This is a genomic window from Pseudomonas sp. So3.2b, from assembly GCF_019464415.1.
In the GTDB taxonomy this organism is placed as follows: Bacteria; Pseudomonadota; Gammaproteobacteria; order Pseudomonadales; family Pseudomonadaceae; genus Aquipseudomonas; species Aquipseudomonas shahriarae.
This window is the reverse complement of sequence record NZ_CP080494.1, coordinates 6,046,296-6,064,207: the sequence shown is the minus strand read 5'-3', so window position 1 is coordinate 6,064,207 and position 17,912 is coordinate 6,046,296. Positions and strand designations below refer to the sequence as shown.

Sequence of the window (17,912 nt, the reverse complement as noted above, 5' to 3'; positions counted from 1 at the left end):
AAACCCTCACCTTACTCAGCCGCCAACGGCCAAGCAGGTGCAGCCACAACCCTCATCGTCAATTTGGAGAGCGCCATGCGCACTGTCATCTTGCGTCGGGGCCTGGTCGCACTGTTTGCTGCGGCTGTGTCCTTCGGCGCCACTGTTCAAGCCCAAGCCGCAGAAACCCTGCGGATCGGTTATCAGAAGTACGGCACCCTGGTGCTGCTCAAAGCCAAGGGCACCCTGGAAAAACGCCTGGCTGACCAGGGCGTGAACGTGCAGTGGACCGAATTTCCCGGCGGCCCGCAGTTGCTGGAAGGGCTGAATGTGGGCTCCATCGACTTTGGCGTCACCGGCGAGACTCCGCCGGTGTTCGCCCAGGCCGCCGGTGCCGATCTGCTCTATGTGGCCTACGAACCGCCAGCGCCGACCAGCGAAGCCATCCTGGTACACAAGGACTCGCCGATCACATCGGTGGCCGAGCTCAAGGGCAAGAAAGTCGTGCTCAATAAGGGCTCCAACGTGCATTACCTGCTGGTGCGCGCCCTGGAAGACGCAGGCCTGAAATACACCGACGTACAGACCGTGTTCCTGCCGCCCGCCGACGCCCGTGCCGCCTTCGAGCGTGGCAGTGTCGACGCCTGGGTCATCTGGGACCCGTACCAGGCGGCTGCCGAGAAGCAACTGCAAGCCCGCACCCTGCGTGACGCCACCGGCATTGCCGATAACCACCAGTTCTACCTGGCCACCAAGCCTTACACCGAAAAACACCCCGAGGTGATCAAGGCGCTGATTGAGGAAGTGCGCGCCGTGGGCGAATGGTCCAAGGCCAACCCCAAGGAAGTCACTGAGCAAGTCGCACCGCTGCTCGGCCTGCCGGCGGACATCACCCTGACTTCGGTGAAGCGCCAAGGCTACGGCGCGCTGTTCCTGACCCCGGCAGTGGTCGCCGCCCAGCAGAAAATCGCCGACAGCTTCTACCAACTCAAATTGATTCCCAAGCCCTTGAGCATCAAGGACGTGATCTGGACGCCACCTGCGAGCGTTGCCAAAGCGCCGTAATCCGATTTCTTCAGGAGACAACTCCATGAGCCTCACTATTTTCTGGTTCCTGCCTACCCATGGCGACGGCCATTATCTGGGCACCGCTGAAGGCGCTCGTGCCGTGGATCACGGCTATCTGCAACAGGTGGCCCAGGCCGCTGATCGCCTGGGCTTTGGCGGGGTGTTGATCCCTACCGGACGCTCCTGCGAAGACTCGTGGCTGGTGGCCGCCTCGTTGATCCCGGTGACCCAGCGTTTGAAGTTTCTTGTCGCTCTGCGCCCCGGGATCATTTCCCCGACAGTGGCGGCGCGGCAGGCGGCGACCCTGGACCGGCTGTCCGGTGGCCGGGCGCTGTTCAACCTGGTGACCGGCGGTGATCCGGAGGAGTTGGCCGGCGACGGTCTGTTCCTCAGCCATGAGGAGCGTTACCAGGCCTCGGTGGAATTCACCCGCATCTGGCGTCGCGTGCTGGAAGGCGAAACCGTGGACTACGACGGCCAGCACATCAGCGTCAAAGGCGCCAAGCTGCTGTACCCGCCGATCCAGCAACCTCGGCCGCCGCTGTATTTCGGCGGCTCTTCCGAAGCGGCCCAGGACCTGGCAGCCGAACAAGTGGAAATGGTCCTGACCTGGGGCGAACCGCCGGCTGCGGTGGCGGAAAAAATCGAACAGGTGCGGGCCAAGGCGGCCAAGCTCGGGCGCACCGTGCGCTTCGGTATTCGCTTGCATGTGATCGTGCGTGAAACCAACGAGGAGGCATGGAAAGCCGCCGACAAACTGATCTCCCATCTGGACGACGACACCATTGCGCGGGCCCAGGCATCCCTGGCGCGCTTTGATTCGGTGGGCCAGCAACGCATGGCCGCCCTGCATGGTGGCAGTCGCGACAACCTCGAAGTCAGCCCCAACCTGTGGGCCGGCGTCGGCCTGGTACGCGGCGGGGCCGGCACGGCGCTGGTGGGCGACGGGCCGACCGTGGCGGCGCGGGTCAAGGAGTACGCGGACCTGGGCATCGACACCTTTATCTTCTCTGGCTATCCCCATCTGGAAGAGTCGTACCGGGTCGCGGAGCTGCTGTTCCCGCACCTGGATATCGAACGTCCCGAGCTGCCGAAAAGCGCCGGCTACGTCAGCCCGTTTGGCGAAATGGTGGCCAACGACATTCTTCCCAAAGCCGCGTCGCAGAGCTGAGGCGCCGTCATGAACAGTCAACGGATTTTGCATCGACTGGCACCGTGGGCGCTGCCGATCCTGTTGCTGGCGGTGTGGCAGTTGTCGGTGTCGGCGGGCTGGTTGTCGACACGGATTCTGCCGGCCCCCAGCGCGGTGATTGCAGCCGGGGTGCACCTGGTCAGCAGCGGTGAAATCTGGACGCACCTGGCCATCAGCGGCTGGCGCGCCGGCCTCGGTTTTGTGATCGGCGGCGGCATCGGCCTGGCCCTGGGGTTTATCACCGGCCTGTCGAAATGGGGTGAGCGCCTGCTGGACAGCTCGGTGCAGATGATTCGCAACGTGCCGCACCTGGCGCTGATCCCGCTGGTGATTCTGTGGTTTGGCATTGATGAAACGGCGAAGATTTTCCTGGTCGCCCTCGGCACGCTGTTCCCGATCTACCTCAACACCTATCACGGTATCCGCAACGTCGACCCGGCGCTGGTGGAGATGGCACGCAGTTATGGTTTGTCGGGCTTCAGCCTGTTTCGCCAGGTGATCCTGCCCGGGGCCTTGCCCTCGATCCTGGTGGGGGTGCGTTTTGCCCTGGGCTTTATGTGGCTGACGCTGATCGTTGCGGAAACCATCTCTGCCAGTTCCGGTATTGGCTACCTGGCGATGAATGCCCGGGAGTTCCTGCAAACCGACGTGGTGGTGCTGGCGATTGTGCTGTACGCGGTACTCGGCAAGTTGGCGGACCTTGCCGCGCGTGGCCTGGAGCGGGTTTGGCTGCGCTGGCATCCGGCCTATCAAGTGCATAAAGGAGGTGCGGCATGACCGCCCAACAACCTCCACGTCTGCTGCGGGGCATCCCGCTGGCAGTGCGCACGTTGCGCAAGGCATTTGGCGCGCGGGAAGTGCTCAAGGGCATCGACCTGCATATTCCGGCGGGTCAATTTGTCGCCGTGGTCGGGCGCAGTGGCTGCGGCAAAAGTACCTTGCTGCGCCTGCTGGCCGGCCTGGATGAAGCCAGCAGCGGCGAGTTGCTGGCCGGCTCTGCAGCGTTGAGCGAAGCCCTGGAAGACACGCGGCTGATGTTCCAGGAAGCGCGCCTGCTGCCGTGGAAAAAGATCATTGATAACGTCGGCCTGGGCCTTAAGGGCAACTGGCGACCCCAGGCCCTGGAGGCGTTGGAAGCGGTCGGCCTGGCCGAGCGTGCCGATGAATGGCCAGCGGCGTTGTCCGGTGGCCAGAAACAACGGGTGGCCCTGGCCCGCGCCTTGATTCACCAACCGCGCTTGTTGCTGCTGGATGAACCCTTGGGCGCGCTGGATGCCCTGACCCGGATCGAGATGCAGCAACTGATCGAGAACCTGTGGCGCAAACACGGGTTTACCGTGTTGCTGGTGACCCATGACGTCAGCGAAGCCGTGGCCATTGCCGATCGGGTGATCCTGATCGAAGACGGCGAAATCGGCCTCGACCTGCACGTCGAACTACCGCGCCCGCGGGTCCGTGGCTCCCATCGCCTGGCGGCCCTGGAAACCGAAGTGCTTAACCGTGTGTTGTCACTGCCCGGCACGCCGCCTGAGCCGGAACCTGTTTCACCGTTGCCTACGCAGTTGCGTTGGGCGCACTAACTCACTTGTCCCTTGAGGAATAACACCATGACTATCAAAGCGATCAACGTGCGTAACCAGTTCAAAGGCACCATCAAGGAAATCGTCGAAGGCGACGTACTGTCGGAAATCGACGTGCAGACCGCGTCCGGCATCGTCACGTCGGTGATCACCACCCGCTCGGTGAAAGAGCTGGAGCTGGTGATTGGCAGTGAAGTGATTGCTTTTGTGAAATCCACCGAGGTGTCGATCGCTAAACTGTGATGATCGCTCCCACGCTCCGCGTGGGAATGCACCCCGTGACGCTCTGCTTCACAAGAGCGGGCGCAGAACGTCCTATGAGGCGTTCCCACGCAGAGCGTGGGAACGATCATTGAGGGCGCTTGGGCAAAAACACCGGCAAATAAAGCCCCACATACGCATCAAACACCCGCATCCCTTCCTCCGCCATGCGCGGGGTGATCTGCCCATGCTGATGCACCGAGCGTGCATACACGCGGTCGCTCAGCTCCAGCGCCAGGGCAAACACGTCCACATCCGCCGGCAGCACCGGCACTTCAAAGTGGCGGTTGAACACTTGCTGCATCAAGTCCCCCAACTCCAGGTCATGCTGGCGGTCGGCCTGGGTCACTTCGGTGAGGCCGTGCTGGGCGAGGATCAGTTGGCGGGCGGCGGCGTCCTTGCTGTAGATCGCCAGCATGCGCAACTCCACCAGGCGCGACAGGTCGCGCCAGTGGTGCAGGCTGTCGTGGTCGATCGGCGCTTGCAGCGCGGCGCGGAAGGCGGCGTGAATGTCAGCGGTTAGGGCTTCGAGCAAGGCCGGGACGCTGGCGAAAAAGTGATACACCGATGACGGCGGAATCTGCGCCCGTTCGGCCACGCTGTAGATCGACAGACTGGCCACGCCTTCGGCGGCCAGCAAGGTGCGGGCAGCATCGAGGATCGCGTCGATCCGGGCCTGGCTGCGGGCGCGGGGTTTGCGAGGGGCGGCGGGGCGGGTCATGGATGTCTCCTACAGGGCAGCGGGCATTGTACGCGACCTTGATCGTTCCCACGCTCTGCGTGGGCACGCCTCTTAGGACGCTCTGCGTCCGCTGTTGTGACGCAGAGCATCACGGGCTGCATTCCCACGCAGAGCGTAGGAACGAGATAGCAGGCCATAAAAAACGCCGCAGGCCATAAGCCTGCAGCGTTCATTTATTGCAGCATCCGCTTACACGGTATGCAGGTACCAGTTGTACTCAAGGTCGGAGATGGAGTGTTCAAACTCCTCCAGCTCACTTTCCTTACAGGCGACGAAGATATCGATGTATTTCGGGTCGATGTACTTGGCCATCACCTCGCTGTCGTCCAACTCGCGCAGGGCATCGCGCAGGTTGTTCGGCAGGCTTTGCTCGTTCTGCTCGTAGCTGTTGCCTTCCACCGGTGCGCCAGGTTCGATCTTGTTGGTCAGACCGTGGTGCACGCCCGCCAGGACCGAAGCCATCAGCAGGTAAGGGTTGGCATCGGCGCCGGCCACGCGGTGTTCGATACGGACGGCGTCGGACGAGCCGGTCGGTACGCGAATCGCCACGGTGCGGTTGTCCAGGCCCCAGCACGGCGAGTTCGGCACGTAGAACTGTGCGCCGAAACGACGGTAGGAGTTGACGTTGGGGCACAGGAAGGCCATTTGTGCAGGCAGGGTCTCCAGCACACCGCCGATCGCGTGACGCAATGCGGCGTTCTGCTCGGGATCCTCGCTGGCAAAGATGTTCTTGCCGTCTTTGTCCAGGATCGAAATATGCACGTGCAAACCATTGCCGGCCTGGCCTGGGTAAGGCTTGGCCATGAAGGTGGTGTCCATCTCATGGTCGTAGGCAATGTTCTTGATCAAACGCTTGAGCAGTACCGCGTAGTCGCACGCCTTGATCGGGTCGGCGACGTGGTGCAGGTTCACTTCGAACTGCGCCGGGGCACTTTCCTTGACGATGGCGTCAGCCGGGATGCCTTGCTCTTTGGCACCTTCCAGAATGTCCTGGAGGCAGTCGACGTATTCGTCGAGGTCGTCGATCAGGTAGACCTGTGTCGAGTGCGGGCGTTTGCCGGAAATCGGCGAGCGGGGAGGTTGTGGCCGGCCGTTCACGTTCTCCTGGTCGATCAGGTAGAACTCAAGCTCGAAGGCGGCGCAGATGGTCAGGCCCATGTCGTCAAACTTGGTTACAACTTGGCGGAGCACTTCGCGCGGATCGGCGAAGAAAGGTTCACCTTCAAGTTCGTGCATGGTCATCAGCAGTTGCGCGGTAGGGCGCTTTTGCCAGGGTTCATTGCACAGGGTGTCGGGGATTGGATAACAGATTCGGTCAGCATCACCGATGTCCAGACCCAGGCCGGTGCTTTCCACCGTTGAGCCATTGATATCCAGGGCAAATAAAGAGGCCGGCAAGTTGATGCCTTTCTCGTAAACCTTGTGGAGGCTGGTGCGTTCGATGCGCTTACCGCGCACCACACCATTCATATCCGCAATTAGAAGGTCTACGTACAGAACCTCAGGATGATCCTTAAGGAACGCGTTCGCTTCGTTAAGCTGAACGGCACGCGGGGGTACCGACATGATGCAACACCTTTGTTGTTAAAAATATCAATCATTGATCTTTTCTGGTTTCAGTCAACCCGAACGGCTTGCCGAAGTCAAGCGAGGCCTTTTTTGCCCTAAAAAAGCGCCTTGAGGGGTTTTTTGCGGCTTTTTTGGGCAGTTTTGCCAGTTTGACCGGCTTGGGACTAGCAGGCTTGAGCGGGCCGTGTTGTATTTTTTACGGGGGTGTTGTGTAAAAAAATGAACAAGGCTAAGCTCGATTCAAACCCATAACAGCAATAATACCGGGGTGCTTCATGTCTGGCCTGCCGTTAATCGGCGTCACCGCCTGCTCCAAACAGGTTGGTCTGCATGCTTATCACATCAGTGGCGACAAATACGTCCGCGCCGTGGCAGTCGCTGCCAAGGGCCTGCCATTGATTATTCCGTCCCTGGCGGAGCTGTTCGAACCGGCCAATATTCTTGACGGTCTGGATGGCATTCTCTTTACCGGCTCCCCTTCCAATATCGAACCCTATCATTACGACGGTCCGGCCAGCGCGCCCGGGACTGCTCATGATCCTGCACGGGACCAGAGCACCCTGCCGCTGATTCGTGCTGCGATTGCCGCAGGTGTGCCGGTGCTGGGGATCTGCCGGGGCTTCCAGGAAATGAACGTGGCCCTGGGCGGCAGCCTGCACCAGAAGGTTCATGAGTTGCCGGGTATGCTTGATCATCGCGAAGACGATACCCAGCCGCTGGACATCCAGTACGGCCCGGCGCACGCCGTGGCGATCACGCCGGGCGGGGTATTGGCGGGCCTGGGCTTGCCGGCCACGATCCAGGTCAATTCGATCCACAGCCAGGGCGTTGAGCGCCTGGCGCCGGGCCTGCAGGTCGAAGCGACCGCGCCGGATGGCCTGGTCGAGGCTTTTTCGCTCAAACAGGGCAAGGCATTTGCAGACGCTTTTGCATTAGGAGTGCAATGGCACCCCGAATGGCAGGTAAGCTCCAACCCGTACTACCTCGCGATCTTCCAGGCATTTGGCGATGCCTGCCGAACGCGGGCGAAACAAAGAGACGCACACGCGTCAAACAACGCCTGACCTTTAATGGATGTCAGGAAACCCAGCCCAGAGGCATTTATGAGTAACAACCTCGACCAGCTCACCGATTGGTTGAAAGACCACAAGATCACAGAAGTCGAATGCATGATTGGCGACCTCACGGGGATCACCCGGGGCAAGATCTCGCCGACCAACAAGTTCATTGCCGAAAAAGGCATGCGCCTGCCCGAGAGCGTTCTGTTGCAGACCGTGACCGGCGACTATGTCGAAGACGACATCTATTACGAATTGCTCGACCCGGCCGACATCGACATGATCTGCCGTCCCGACCAGAACGCGGTGTTCCTGGTGCCCTGGGCCATCGAGCCCACCGCCCAGGTGATCCACGACACCTACGACAAGCAAGGCAACCCGATCGAGCTGTCGCCGCGCAACGTGCTCAAGAAAGTCCTCAAGCTCTACGCCGACAAAGGCTGGCAGCCCATCGTGGCGCCGGAGATGGAGTTCTACCTGACCAAGCGCTGCGAAGACCCGGACTTCCCGTTGCAACCGCCGATTGGCCGTTCCGGCCGCCCGGAAACCGGTCGCCAGTCCTTCTCTATAGAAGCGGCCAACGAATTCGACCCACTGTTCGAAGACGTCTACGACTGGTGCGAGCTGCAGGAGCTGGACCTGGACACCCTGATCCACGAGGACGGCACGGCGCAGATGGAAATCAACTTCCGTCACGGCGATGCCCTGTCCCTGGCCGACCAGATCCTGGTGTTCAAGCGCACCATGCGTGAAGCCGCGCTCAAGCACAACGTGGCCGCCACCTTTATGGCCAAGCCGATGACCGGCGAGCCCGGCAGTGCCATGCACCTGCACCAGAGCATCATTGATATCGCCACCGGCAAAAATGTGTTCTCCAATGAGGACGGCTCCAAGAGCGAGCTGTTCCTGCACCACATCGGTGGCCTGCAGAAGTTCATCCCCGAGCTGTTGCCGCTGTTTGCGCCCAACGTCAACTCGTTCCGCCGCTTCCTGCCCGACACCTCGGCGCCGGTGAACGTGGAGTGGGGTGAAGAGAACCGCACCGTGGGCCTGCGCGTGCCGGATGCCGGCCCGCAGAACCGCCGCGTGGAAAACCGCCTGCCGGGCGCCGATGCCAACCCGTACCTGGCCATCGCCGCCAGCCTGCTGTGCGGTTATATCGGCATGGTCGAAGGCATCAGCCCGAGCGCCCCGGTGGTCGGTCGTGGCTACGAGCGACGCAACCTGCGCCTGCCGTTGACCATCGAAGATGCACTGGAACGCATGGAAAACAGCAAGACCATCGAGAAATACCTGGGTCACAAATTCATCACTGGCTACGTCGCGGTCAAGCGGGCCGAGCATGAAAACTTCAAGCGCGTGATCAGTTCGTGGGAGCGGGAATTCCTGCTCTTCGCCGTCTGATGCGCCGGGTGCGGCCAGGATGGGCCGCACCTTCACCTACTTTTTGGAGATTGGTATGTCCAGCAACAACCCGCAAACCCGTGAATGGCAAGCCCTGAGCAACGATCATCACCTGGCGCCGTTCAGCGACTTCAAGCAGTTGAAAGAGAAAGGCCCACGCATCATCACCAACGCCAAGGGCGTTTACCTGTGGGACAGCGAAGGCAACAAGATCCTCGACGGCATGGCCGGCCTGTGGTGTGTGGCCATCGGTTATGGCCGCGATGAGCTGGCTGACGCCGCCGCCAAGCAGATGAAACAACTGCCTTACTACAACCTGTTCTTCCAGACTGCCCACCCGCCGGTGCTGGAACTGGCCAAGGCCATCGCCGATATCGCCCCGGCCGGCATGAACCACGTGTTCTTCACCGGCTCCGGCTCCGAAGGCAACGACACCATGTTGCGCATGGTCCGCCACTACTGGGCGATCAAGGGCCAGCCGAACAAGAAAACCATCATCAGCCGCAAGAATGGCTACCACGGTTCCACCGTGGCCGGCGCCAGCCTGGGCGGCATGACTTATATGCATGAGCAGGGCGACTTGCCGATCCCGGGCATCGTGCATATCGCCCAGCCGTACTGGTTCGGCGAAGGCGGCGACATGAGCCCTGAAGAGTTCGGGGTGTGGGCCGCCAACCAACTGGAAGAGAAAATTCTGGAACTGGGCGTGGACAACGTCGGAGCCTTTATTGCCGAGCCGATCCAGGGCGCCGGCGGTGTGATCGTGCCGCCAGCCAGCTACTGGCCGCGCATCAAGGAAATCCTCGCCAAGTACGACATCCTGTTTGTCGCCGACGAAGTGATCTGTGGCTTTGGCCGCACCGGTGAGTGGTTCGGTAGCGATTTCTACGATCTCAAGCCGGACATGATGACCATCGCCAAGGGCCTGACCTCGGGCTATATCCCCATGGGCGGCCTGATTGTGCGCGACGAAGTGGTGGCGGTGCTCAACGAAGGCGGCGATTTCAACCACGGCTTCACCTATTCCGGGCACCCGGTGGCTGCTGCGGTGGCCCTGGAAAACATCCGCATCATGCGCGATGAAAAAATTGTCAGCCGCGTCCATGACGAAACGGCACCGTATTTGCAGAAGCGTCTACGCGAGTTGGCGGATCATCCGCTGGTGGGCGAAGTGCGCGGTGTCGGCATGTTGGGTGCGATCGAGCTGGTCCAGGACAAGGCCACGCGCAAGCGTTATGAAGGAAAGGGCGTGGGTATGATCTGCCGCACCTTCTGCTTCGAAAATGGCCTGATCATGCGCGCCGTGGGCGACACCATGATCATTTCGCCGCCGCTGGTGATCAGCAAGGCCGAGATTGACGAGCTGGTGACCAAGGCTCGCCATTGCCTGGACCTGACTTTGGCGGCATTGCAGGGCTAAGTGCTAGGCTCAGGATGCAGCGGCTGCGGCTGTTGCATTCGGGTAATGATAAATGCGGGGCTTTGGTTGAAAGCCGGCCCCTGAACTTGCCAGACTGTCGCCCTGTTTTGTCGCCCTTCGACGGGCCATGAAACGTAGAAAAATGTGGCCCAAAAAAGAAAAATTGGAGCATGACCGAATGAAGGCATTAGGTTTGAAGAACGCCGGCAAGACCCTCCTGGCCTTGTCCCTGATGGGCGCAATGGCCGGCACGGCCCAGGCTGCCGACAAAGTGCTGCACGTCTACAACTGGTCCGACTACATTGCACCGGACACCGTAGCCAACTTTGAGAAAGAGTCCGGCATCAAGGTGGTGTACGACGTTTTCGACAGCAACGAAACCCTGGAAGCCAAGCTGCTGGCGGGCAAGTCCGGCTACGACATCGTCGTACCGTCGAACAACTTCCTGGCCAAGCAGATCAAGGCCGGTGTGTATCAGGAGCTGGACAAGTCCAAGCTGCCAAACTGGAAGAACCTCGACATCGACCTGCTCAAGGCCGTGGGTGATGCCAGCGACAAAGGCAACCTGCACGCATTCCCGTACATGTGGGGCACCATCGGCATCGGCTACAACCCGGACAAGGTCAAGGCTGCGCTGGGCGTCGACAAGATCGATTCGTGGGATGTGCTGTTCAAGCCCGAGAACATCGAAAAACTCAAAAGCTGTGGCGTGAGCTTCCTCGACTCGCCAACCGAAATGATCCCGGTGGCCCTGCACTACCTGGGCTACCCGACCGACAGCCAGGACAAGAAGCAACTGGCTGAAGCCGAAGCGCTGTTCCTCAAGATCCGTCCTTCGGTGGGTTACTTCCACTCCTCCAAGTACATCTCGGACCTGGCCAACGGCAACATCTGCGTGGCCGTGGGTTACTCGGGTGACCTGGAACAGTCCAAATCCCGCGCGGCTGAAGCCGGTGGCAAGGTTAAAGTTTCCTACGCCATTCCCAAGGAAGGCGCAGGCAGCTTCTACGACATGGTCGCCATCCCCAAAGATGCCGAGAACCTGGACGCCGCCTATCAGTTCATGAACTACCTGCTCAAGCCTGAAGTCATGGCTGAAATCACCAACAGCGTACGTTTCCCGAACGGTAACAAGGCTGCCACGCCGCTGGTGAGCAAGGATATCTCGGGTGACCCGAGCATCTATCCGACGGATGCAGTGAAAGCCAAGCTGTATGCAATCAGCGATCTGCCGGCCGCTACCCAGCGCTTGCTGACGCGCAGCTGGACCAAGATCAAGTCGGGTAAATAAGCCTTGATAGGTGTGGGAGGGGGGTTGGATGGGAGCGGGCTTGCTCGCGAAAGCGGCGTGTCAGTAGAGGCATATGCAGGCTGACACGCCGCCTTCGCGAGCAAGCTCGCTCCCCCACAAGCCCGCTCCCACCCATTAAATGACAGAAAGCTTTGCCGGATCGGTTTATCGAGGGTAAGTTGCGCGCCGGTTTTGTTGTCGGGCAACAACTTTGGGCCCAACTATTTAAGAGGACCTCCACTTGCCAATTTCTTTATTTCGCAAAGCCTTGCTGGTAGGGGCGGGTCTCACGTTGGCAGTCAGCGTGCAGGCGGCTTCGACTGTGCATGTTTATAACTGGTCGGACTATATCGGCCCCGACACTCTGGCCAACTTTGAAAAGGCCACCGGCATCAAGCCCGTCTATGACGTGTTCGATTCCAACGAAACCCTGGAAGGCAAATTGCTGGCCGGGCGCACCGGGTATGACGTGGTGGTGCCGTCCAACCACTTCCTGGGCAAGCAGATCAAGGCGGGCGCGTTCCAGAAAATCGATAAGGCGCAGTTGAGCAACTACGCCAACCTCGACCCGGCGCTGCTCAAGCGCCTGGAGAAGAACGACCCGGGTAACCAATACGCCGTGCCTTACCTGTGGGGCACCAACGGCATTGGCTACAACGTCGACAAAGTCAAAGAAGTGCTGGGTGTCGACAAAATCGACTCCTGGGCCGTGCTGTTCGAGCCGGAAAACATGAAGAAGCTGGCCAGTTGCGGCGTGTCCTTTATGGACTCGGCGGATGAAATGCTGCCAGCGGTGCTCAACTACATGGGCCTGGACCCCAACAGCACCAACCCGGCCGACTACAAGAAGGCTGAGGAAAAACTCCTGAAAGTGCGTCCCTACGTGACCTACTTCCACTCATCCAAATACATCTCGGACCTGGCCAACGGCAATATCTGCGTGGCCGCCGGGTTCTCCGGCGATGTGTTCCAGGCCAAGGCCCGCGCCAGCGAGGCAGGCAAGGGCGTAAACATCGCCTACGCGATTCCGAAAGAAGGCGGCAACCTGTGGTTTGACGTGCTGGCGATCCCCAAGGACTCGACCAACGTCAAGGAGGCCCACGCCTTCATCAACTATTTACTGCAACCTGAAGTGATCGCTCAGGTCAGTGATTACGTCGGCTACGCCAACCCTAACCCTGGGTCGGATACGTTGATGGAGCAATCAATACGCACCGACGAAGCGGTTTACCCACCGCAGGCGGTTCTCGACCGGACGTTTGTCAACTTCGAGCTACCCCCGAAAGTGCAACGCTTGATGACCCGTAGCTGGACCAAGGTCAAGACGGGCAAGTAAGGCTCACACTATCTAAGGTTCGTCTGTATTGGACGTTCTGCACTCTTTTTTTCTGGGAGTTTCGTAAATGGCAGTTGCCTCCGGCGCCTATAAGAAAGCCCTCGAGGGCGACCAGACACCGAAAAAGGTGTTGGTCAAAATCGACCGGGTCACGAAGAAGTTCGACGAGACGATTGCCGTGGACGATGTGTCCCTGGAAATCAAGAAAGGCGAGATCTTCGCCTTGCTCGGCGGATCGGGTTCGGGCAAATCCACCTTGCTGCGCATGCTCGCAGGTTTCGAGCGCCCGACCGAAGGGCGGATTTTCCTCGACGGTGTTGATATTACCGATATGCCGCCCTACGAGCGGCCGATCAACATGATGTTCCAGTCCTACGCCTTGTTCCCCCACATGACCGTGGCGCAGAACATCGCCTTCGGCCTGCAACAGGACAAGATCCCAAAGGCCGAAGTCGAGGCCCGCGTAGCCGAGATGCTCAAGCTGGTACAGATGAGCCAGTACGCCAAGCGCAAGCCGCACCAGTTGTCTGGCGGCCAGCGTCAGCGGGTGGCCCTGGCCCGTTCCCTGGCCAAACGCCCGAAACTGCTGCTGCTCGATGAGCCGATGGGCGCCCTGGACAAGAAGCTGCGTTCGCAGATGCAGCTTGAACTCGTCGAAATCATCGAGCGCGTCGGCGTGACCTGCGTAATGGTGACCCACGACCAGGAAGAGGCCATGACCATGGCCGAGCGCATCGCGATCATGCACCTGGGCTGGATCGCGCAGATCGGCAGCCCGATCGACATCTACGAAACCCCCACCAGCCGCCTGGTGTGCGAGTTCATCGGCAACGTCAACATCTTCGACACCGTGGTGGTGGATGACGCCGAAGGCCACGCAGTGCTCAAGTGCGCCGACCTGGACCGCGATATCTACGTGGGTTATGGCATCGCCACGTCGGTGGAAGACAAATCGGTGACCTACGCTATCCGCCCGGAAAAGCTGCTGGTCACCACCGAGATGCCGACCTGCGAGCACAACTGGTCCAGCGGCAAGGTGCATGACATCGCCTACCTGGGCGGCCATTCGGTGTTCTACGTCGAGCTGCCGAGCGGCAAGCTGGTGCAGTCCTTCGTCGCCAACGCCGAACGCCGTGGCGCGCGGCCGACCTGGGGTGACCAGGTCTACGTGTGGTGGGAAGACGACAGCGGCGTGGTACTTCGCTCATGAACATGAAGAAATTCAAACGGCGATTGCACCGAATAATTCCCAGCGGCAAGCAGGTGGTCATCGGGATTCCGTTCCTGTGGCTGTTCCTGTTCTTCATGCTGCCGTTCTTCATCGTCCTGAAGATCAGCTTTGCCGAAGCGGACGTGGCGATCCCGCCCTACACCGAGATCTACACCTACATCGAGCAGAAGCTGGAGGTGGTGCTCAACCTGGCCAACTACAGCCTGCTGGCCGGCGACGAGCTGTACATCGCCGCCTACCTGGGCTCGTTGAAGATGGCGTTTTTCAGCACGGCCTTGTGCCTGCTGATCGGCTACCCGATGGCCTACGCCATCGCCAGTGCGCGCAAAGAGATGCAGACCGTGCTGGTGCTGCTGATCATGATGCCGACCTGGACCGCGATCCTGATCCGCGTGTATGCGTGGATGGGCATCCTCAGCAACAACGGCTTGCTCAATGGCTTCCTGATGTCCATCGGCCTGATCAACGAGCCGTTGCAGATCCTCAACACCAATATCGCGGTGTATATCGGCGTGGTCTATTCGTACCTGCCGTTTATGATCCTGCCGCTGTACGCCAACCTGGTGAAGCACGACCAGAGCCTGCTGGAGGCCGCGTCGGACCTGGGTTCGAGCACCTTCAACAGCTTCTGGAAAATCACCGTGCCGCTGTCCAAGAACGGCATCATCGCCGGCTGCATGCTGGTATTCATCCCGGTGGTGGGCGAGTTCGTGATCCCGGAACTGCTGGGCGGCCCGGAAACCCTGATGATCGGTAAAGTGTTGTGGCAAGAGTTCTTCAACAACCGTGACTGGCCGGTGGCTTCTGCGCTGGCGGTGGTGATGTTGGCGATCCTGATCGTGCCGATCATTCTGTTTAACCGCAGCCAAGCCAAAGAGATGGAGGGCAAGGTATGAAGCGCTTCAGTTTCTCCAGCTTCATGCTGGTCGTAGGGCTGCTGTTCATCTACCTGCCGATGCTGATCCTGGTGATCTATTCGTTCAACGAATCGAAGCTGGTGACGGTGTGGGGCGGTTGGTCGATCAAGTGGTACGTGGGTCTGTTGGACAACTCCCAGTTGATGGGCTCGGTGGCGCGCTCCCTGGAAATCGCCTGCTACACGGCGGTGGCCGCGGTGGCGCTGGGTACGTTGGCAGCGTTCGTGCTGACCCGTATCAGCCAGTTCAAGGGCCGCACGCTGTTTGGCGGCCTGGTGACCGCGCCGCTGGTGATGCCGGAAGTGATCACCGGTCTGTCGCTGTTGCTGCTGTTCGTGGCCATGGCGCAGATGATCGGCTGGCCCCAGGAGCGTGGCATCGTCACCATCTGGATCGCCCACACCACGTTCTGTGCGGCGTATGTGGCGGTGGTGGTGTCGGCGCGCTTGCGTGAGTTGGACCTGTCGATCGAAGAGGCGGCCATGGACCTCGGTGCGCGGCCGTGGAAGGTGTTCTTCCTGATCACCATCCCGATGATCGCGCCGTCGCTGGCGGCGGGCGGCATGATGTCCTTCGCGTTGTCCCTGGATGACCTGGTACTGGCCAGCTTCGTCTCGGGCCCGGGTTCGACCACCTTGCCGATGGAAGTGTTCTCGGCGGTGCGCCTTGGGGTCAAACCCGAGATCAACGCCGTGGCCAGCCTGATTTTGCTGGCGGTGTCGCTGGTGACGTTCCTGGTGTGGTTCTTCAGCCGCCGTGCTGAAGAGCGGCGCAAGAAGGCCATCCAGCAAGCCATCGAAGAAGCGGCAGCGGATGGCTGGAAACAGCCGGATGTACGCCGGGCGCCAGCACCGGTCTAAACGCCGGAATAGGCTCAAAATGTGGGAGCTGGCTTGCCTGCGATAGCAGAGTGTCAGTCACTGAAGATGTGACTGAACCACCGCTATCGCAGGCAAGCCAGCTCCCACATTTGATTGCATTTCAAGTTGATTAAGCCGTCCACGGCGACTGGCGAATCACTTCGACAAAGTTCATCGGCTTGAACCCCGGTTCCTGATCCACCAGCACATCGGTCTTCACGTTGCCAAACGTGGTCTGCGGGCGATGGCGCAAACCGTCGGCAAACGCGCAGATGATGCACTCCTTGAACCCTTCACCCCGTGGATGCGCATGCACCACCGCCTCGCGCTGCACGTGGGTAAACGCGGCGTAGTCCATGCCCAGCACGTCCATCTCCACGCCAGCGGTCACCAGGGCAACGGTAGGGCGCAGGTGCTTGGGCACGCCTGGCGTGGTGTGCAGGGCGATGGACAGCCATACTTGCTCGATATCGTCATCGCTCAAGCCATAGGGCTTGAGAAAGGCGGCGGCCGCGTTGGCGCCGTCCACTTCAAAACGCTCGTCATCGCTGCGGTGCCCGTCCATCAGGCCCAGGTCATGGAACATCGCGCCGACGTACAGCAGTTCCGGGTTATAGGCCATCTGCTTGCGCTCGCCGCTCAAGGCACCAAACAGGAACACCCGGCGGGAGTGGTGGTAGAGCAGGTCGGATTCAATGTCGCGGATGTATTCGGTGGTGGCCTTGGCCAGGGCGCTGTCGGGGATTTGGATGCCGGCGATGGTGGTGCTCATGGTCATGATCCTCAAGAAAGCGCGGGGTTGGCGCTGATGAGTGCAGTCTGATCGCCCAGTTGCCAGGCAACCACCGCCGCAGGGGCGCGATCCCGGCCAATGTGCCTTCATATCGCGCCATGGTTGTACACGATCCAATGTGGGAGCTGGCCTGCCTGCGATAGCATCGCCTCGGTACATCAGGTATACCCAGGTGATGCCATCGCAGACAAGCCAGCTCCCACAGGGTTTTGCGACAGTCCGGAGGAAGGTTTACCCATGCACAAGACCGTCTCGATCCTGATCTTTCCCGGCGTCCAGTCACTGGATGTGACCGGTCCCATGGATGTGTTCTGCGAGGCCAATCGCTTCCTGGCGCCGGAGGATCATTACCAGCTCGAAGTCATCGGCCAGGTCCAGGGTCAGATCGCCTGTTCCAACGGTCTGTCCTTGCAGGCCCACACCCATTACAGCGAAGCCCTGCAAGCCTATGACCTGCTGTTGGTCGCTGGCGGCCCGCAGTTGCCCTTCGAGGATTTCGGCCTGGCGTTCAATCAATGGCTGCAGGACGCCAGCGCCAGGGCCCGGCGCTTCGGTTCGATCTGTAACGGCGCCTTCATGCTGGCCCGGGCCGGATTGCTGGATGGCAAAACCGTTACCACCCACTGGAGCGACGCGGCTGATCTGGCGCGCCTATGCCCCTCGACTCAGGTCGACGCCGACCGCCTCTACGTGCAGGACGGCAACCTCTACACGTCGGCCGGGGTCACGGCGGGTATCGACCTGTCGTTGTACCTGCTGGCCCAGGACCACGGCCCGCAAGTGGCCCTGAGCGTGGCCAAGCGCCTGGTGGTGTTTACCCAGCGCAGCGGCGGCCAATCGCAGTTCAGCCCGTTTCTCACGCCCCACGCCGAAGCCTCCTCAGCCGTGGCACAGGTGCAGTTGTATGTGCTGGCGAACCTGACCGGCGACCTGGGCATTGCTGACCTGGCCCGCGCGGCCAATATGAGTGCGCGCAATTTCTCGCGGGTATTTGCCCGTGAAGCGCAGATCACCCCGGCGGAGTTTGTCGAGCGGGCGCGGGTGGATGCGGCGCGGGTGCTACTGGAAAGCAGCACGGCGCCGCTGAAGACCGTGGCCTACCAATGCGGCTTTCGCGACGCCCAGCACCTGCGCAGTGTGTTCAATCGCCGGCTGGGGGTGACGCCGCAGCAGTTCCGACTCAACTTTGCGGCGCTGGTTTGAGCTCCCAC

Annotated in this window: 17 protein-coding genes; 14 read left to right on the top strand and 3 right to left on the bottom strand. The window is 60.6% G+C overall.

Annotated features, from left to right (window positions below; all coding sequences use genetic code 11):
* The first annotated feature begins 75 nt into the window (after nucleotides 1–75).
* From K1X80_RS27490 to K1X80_RS27470, 5 genes are read left to right on the top strand one after another with little or no spacing between them, the layout of a single operon-like run.
* The gene (locus tag K1X80_RS27490; RefSeq protein WP_057960928.1) at nucleotides 76–1,044 is read left to right on the top strand and encodes a sulfonate ABC transporter substrate-binding protein; all 969 of its coding nucleotides are present in this window, start codon (nucleotides 76–78) and stop codon (nucleotides 1,042–1,044) included.
* A gap of 25 nt (nucleotides 1,045–1,069) precedes the next feature.
* On the top strand, nucleotides 1,070–2,218 hold the full coding sequence (gene ssuD / locus K1X80_RS27485; RefSeq protein WP_057960927.1) for an FMNH2-dependent alkanesulfonate monooxygenase: 1,149 nt from the start codon (nucleotides 1,070–1,072) through the stop codon (nucleotides 2,216–2,218).
* Nucleotides 2,219–2,227: 9 nt separating this feature from the next.
* Entirely contained in the window at nucleotides 2,228–3,016 is a 789-nt protein-coding gene (gene ssuC, locus K1X80_RS27480) for an aliphatic sulfonate ABC transporter permease SsuC (protein WP_029289469.1), read from the top strand.
* Nucleotides 3,013–3,819, top strand: a complete 807-nt coding sequence (gene ssuB / locus K1X80_RS27475; RefSeq protein WP_115129236.1) for an aliphatic sulfonates ABC transporter ATP-binding protein — start codon at nucleotides 3,013–3,015, stop codon at nucleotides 3,817–3,819. The genes ssuC and ssuB overlap by 4 nt, the downstream gene beginning before the upstream one ends.
* Before the next feature lie 27 nt (nucleotides 3,820–3,846).
* Nucleotides 3,847–4,062: a molybdopterin-binding protein gene (locus K1X80_RS27470; protein WP_003213899.1), complete on the top strand. Its 216-nt coding sequence runs from the start codon at nucleotides 3,847–3,849 to the stop codon at nucleotides 4,060–4,062.
* Between the two features lie 106 nt (nucleotides 4,063–4,168).
* Here K1X80_RS27470 and K1X80_RS27465 read toward each other — a convergent pair whose 3' ends face one another.
* Nucleotides 4,169–4,801 carry a TetR/AcrR family transcriptional regulator gene (locus K1X80_RS27465; RefSeq protein ID WP_057440428.1) on the bottom strand — a complete coding sequence of 211 codons (633 nt, stop codon included), beginning with the start codon at nucleotides 4,799–4,801 and terminating at the stop codon, nucleotides 4,169–4,171.
* A 210-nt stretch (nucleotides 4,802–5,011) separates the two neighbouring features.
* Nucleotides 5,012–6,388 carry a glutamine synthetase family protein gene (locus tag K1X80_RS27460; protein ID WP_057440427.1) on the bottom strand — a complete coding sequence of 459 codons (1,377 nt, stop codon included), beginning with the start codon at nucleotides 6,386–6,388 and terminating at the stop codon, nucleotides 5,012–5,014.
* Nucleotides 6,389–6,666: 278 nt separating this feature from the next.
* Between K1X80_RS27460 and K1X80_RS27455 the strand changes: the two genes are divergently transcribed.
* The 8 genes from K1X80_RS27455 (at nucleotide 6,667) to K1X80_RS27420 (ending at nucleotide 15,908) form a co-directional block, all read left to right on the top strand.
* Nucleotides 6,667–7,455 (top strand): gamma-glutamyl-gamma-aminobutyrate hydrolase family protein, encoded by a 789-nt coding sequence (locus K1X80_RS27455; RefSeq protein ID WP_220172597.1) that lies wholly within the window; start codon nucleotides 6,667–6,669, stop codon nucleotides 7,453–7,455.
* Nucleotides 7,456–7,494: 39 nt separating this feature from the next.
* Nucleotides 7,495–8,853 carry a glutamine synthetase family protein gene (locus K1X80_RS27450; RefSeq protein WP_029289457.1) on the top strand — a complete coding sequence of 453 codons (1,359 nt, stop codon included), beginning with the start codon at nucleotides 7,495–7,497 and terminating at the stop codon, nucleotides 8,851–8,853.
* A 55-nt stretch (nucleotides 8,854–8,908) separates the two neighbouring features.
* On the top strand, nucleotides 8,909–10,273 hold the full coding sequence (locus K1X80_RS27445) for an aspartate aminotransferase family protein (RefSeq protein WP_057960974.1): 1,365 nt from the start codon (nucleotides 8,909–8,911) through the stop codon (nucleotides 10,271–10,273).
* A 178-nt stretch (nucleotides 10,274–10,451) separates the two neighbouring features.
* Nucleotides 10,452–11,564 (top strand): polyamine ABC transporter substrate-binding protein, encoded by a 1,113-nt coding sequence (locus tag K1X80_RS27440; protein WP_220172596.1) that lies wholly within the window; start codon nucleotides 10,452–10,454, stop codon nucleotides 11,562–11,564.
* A 241-nt stretch (nucleotides 11,565–11,805) separates the two neighbouring features.
* Nucleotides 11,806–12,900, top strand: coding sequence for a polyamine ABC transporter substrate-binding protein (locus K1X80_RS27435; protein WP_057440426.1), 1,095 nt, complete (start codon nucleotides 11,806–11,808; stop codon nucleotides 12,898–12,900).
* Between the two features lie 67 nt (nucleotides 12,901–12,967).
* The gene (locus K1X80_RS27430) at nucleotides 12,968–14,110 is read left to right on the top strand and encodes an ABC transporter ATP-binding protein (protein ID WP_029289449.1); all 1,143 of its coding nucleotides are present in this window, start codon (nucleotides 12,968–12,970) and stop codon (nucleotides 14,108–14,110) included.
* Nucleotides 14,107–15,027, top strand: coding sequence for an ABC transporter permease subunit (locus K1X80_RS27425; RefSeq protein ID WP_057960924.1), 921 nt, complete (start codon nucleotides 14,107–14,109; stop codon nucleotides 15,025–15,027). The genes K1X80_RS27430 and K1X80_RS27425 overlap by 4 nt, the downstream gene beginning before the upstream one ends.
* Nucleotides 15,024–15,908 (top strand): ABC transporter permease subunit, encoded by an 885-nt coding sequence (locus tag K1X80_RS27420; RefSeq protein ID WP_057960923.1) that lies wholly within the window; start codon nucleotides 15,024–15,026, stop codon nucleotides 15,906–15,908. Before K1X80_RS27425 ends, K1X80_RS27420 begins: the two co-directional genes overlap by 4 nt.
* A gap of 130 nt (nucleotides 15,909–16,038) precedes the next feature.
* Here the strand turns inward: K1X80_RS27420 and K1X80_RS27415 are convergent, their stop codons facing one another.
* Nucleotides 16,039–16,680: an HD domain-containing protein gene (locus K1X80_RS27415; protein WP_057960922.1), complete on the bottom strand. Its 642-nt coding sequence runs from the start codon at nucleotides 16,678–16,680 to the stop codon at nucleotides 16,039–16,041.
* A 258-nt stretch (nucleotides 16,681–16,938) separates the two neighbouring features.
* Here K1X80_RS27415 and K1X80_RS27410 point away from each other — a divergent pair, with 258 nt between their 5' ends.
* A complete protein-coding gene (locus K1X80_RS27410) occupies nucleotides 16,939–17,904 on the top strand; it encodes a GlxA family transcriptional regulator (RefSeq protein ID WP_220172595.1) in 966 nt (321 codons plus the stop codon).
* Nucleotides 17,905–17,912: the final 8 nt, after the last annotated feature.

What these genes read in the sequence shown, in the direction of transcription:
- K1X80_RS27490 (WP_057960928.1), top strand. Translation starts at nt 76, where the DNA reads ATGCGCACTGTCATCTTGCGTCGGGGCCTGGTCGCACTGTTTGCTGCG.
- ssuD (WP_057960927.1), top strand. Translation starts at nt 1,070, where the DNA reads ATGAGCCTCACTATTTTCTGGTTCCTGCCTACCCATGGCGACGGCCAT.
- ssuC (WP_029289469.1), top strand. Translation starts at nt 2,228, where the DNA reads ATGAACAGTCAACGGATTTTGCATCGACTGGCACCGTGGGCGCTGCCG.
- ssuB (WP_115129236.1), top strand. Translation starts at nt 3,013, where the DNA reads ATGACCGCCCAACAACCTCCACGTCTGCTGCGGGGCATCCCGCTGGCA.
- K1X80_RS27470 (WP_003213899.1), top strand. Translation starts at nt 3,847, where the DNA reads ATGACTATCAAAGCGATCAACGTGCGTAACCAGTTCAAAGGCACCATC.
- K1X80_RS27465 (WP_057440428.1), bottom strand. Translation starts at nt 4,801, where the DNA reads ATGACCCGCCCCGCCGCCCCTCGCAAACCCCGCGCCCGCAGCCAGGCC.
- K1X80_RS27460 (WP_057440427.1), bottom strand. Translation starts at nt 6,388, where the DNA reads ATGTCGGTACCCCCGCGTGCCGTTCAGCTTAACGAAGCGAACGCGTTC.
- K1X80_RS27455 (WP_220172597.1), top strand. Translation starts at nt 6,667, where the DNA reads ATGTCTGGCCTGCCGTTAATCGGCGTCACCGCCTGCTCCAAACAGGTT.
- K1X80_RS27450 (WP_029289457.1), top strand. Translation starts at nt 7,495, where the DNA reads ATGAGTAACAACCTCGACCAGCTCACCGATTGGTTGAAAGACCACAAG.
- K1X80_RS27445 (WP_057960974.1), top strand. Translation starts at nt 8,909, where the DNA reads ATGTCCAGCAACAACCCGCAAACCCGTGAATGGCAAGCCCTGAGCAAC.
- K1X80_RS27440 (WP_220172596.1), top strand. Translation starts at nt 10,452, where the DNA reads ATGAAGGCATTAGGTTTGAAGAACGCCGGCAAGACCCTCCTGGCCTTG.
- K1X80_RS27430 (WP_029289449.1), top strand. Translation starts at nt 12,968, where the DNA reads ATGGCAGTTGCCTCCGGCGCCTATAAGAAAGCCCTCGAGGGCGACCAG.
- K1X80_RS27425 (WP_057960924.1), top strand. Translation starts at nt 14,107, where the DNA reads ATGAACATGAAGAAATTCAAACGGCGATTGCACCGAATAATTCCCAGC.
- K1X80_RS27420 (WP_057960923.1), top strand. Translation starts at nt 15,024, where the DNA reads ATGAAGCGCTTCAGTTTCTCCAGCTTCATGCTGGTCGTAGGGCTGCTG.
- K1X80_RS27415 (WP_057960922.1), bottom strand. Translation starts at nt 16,680, where the DNA reads ATGAGCACCACCATCGCCGGCATCCAAATCCCCGACAGCGCCCTGGCC.
- K1X80_RS27410 (WP_220172595.1), top strand. Translation starts at nt 16,939, where the DNA reads ATGCACAAGACCGTCTCGATCCTGATCTTTCCCGGCGTCCAGTCACTG.